Genomic DNA, 987 nt, shown 5'->3' on the forward strand with positions numbered 1-987 from the left:
GGCGCCGCCATGACACCCCTGCCCGGCATCTCCGCCCACGTCGTCGACGAAGAAGGCAACCCGGTGCGGCGCGGCGAGACCGAAGCCAACGGCTACCTCGTGCTCGACCAGCCGTGGCCGTCGATGCTGCGCGGCATCTGGGGCGATCCCGACCGCTACAAAGCCACCTACTGGGAACGCTACGCCGCCAAGGGCTGGTACTTCGCCGGGGACGGCGCCAAGCTCGACACCGACGGCGACCTCTGGGTCCTCGGCCGCGTCGACGACGTCATGAACGTCTCCGGGCACCGCATCTCCACCGCCGAGGTCGAATCGGCACTCGTCGGGCACTACGGCGTCGCGGAGGCGGCGGTCGTCGGCGCCACCGACCCCACCACCGGCCAGGGCATCGTCGCCTTCGTCATCCTCACCGGCGAAGCCAAAGACACGGGCCAAGACCTGGTCGACGAACTGAAAGCGGAGGTCTCCCGCGAGATCAGCCCCATCGCCCGCCCCCGCGAAATCCACATCGTCCCCGAACTCCCCAAAACCCGCTCCGGCAAAATCATGCGCCGCCTCCTGCGCGACGTCGCCGAAGGCCGCGAACTCGGCGACACCTCCACCCTCGTAGACCCCAACGTCTTCGAAGCCATCCGCGCCCGCAAAACCAACTGGTAAGCACCACAACCGAACCCCGCCCAACCTCAGCCGGTGCACTCTGACGAGTGCACCGGCTGAGTGCGTTGCGCCCCGAACACCCACCCAAAGAATGTCGGCAAACCAACTCAGGTACACCCGCGCCAGCAGCAAAGAAGCTCCACTAGCACCCACTCCCAGCATCAACAGCATTGCGACGAAGGAGCCGAGCCGCCCCCGGCAATGCGACGCCGGAACGAGCCGCCCCGGGTAAAGCGACGCCGGAACGAGCCCCCTCCGGGCAATGCGACGCAGGAGCGAGCCGAGCAGAAGCCGCCCCAGGCAGAGCGTCTCCGCACTATGCCAACCCCA

The 987-nt window shown here is 67.8% G+C and carries 1 protein-coding gene; it reads left to right on the forward strand.

The window, feature by feature from the left end:
* Positions 1–657: AMP-binding enzyme (locus NM1_RS33085; RefSeq protein ID WP_157124053.1), on the forward strand; the 657-nt coding region annotated here is incomplete at its 5' end.
* Between the last annotated feature and the right edge of the window lie 330 nt (positions 658–987).

This window comes from Nocardia mexicana NBRC 108244, assembly GCF_001613165.1.
Classification (GTDB): domain Bacteria; phylum Actinomycetota; class Actinomycetes; order Mycobacteriales; family Mycobacteriaceae; genus Nocardia; species Nocardia mexicana.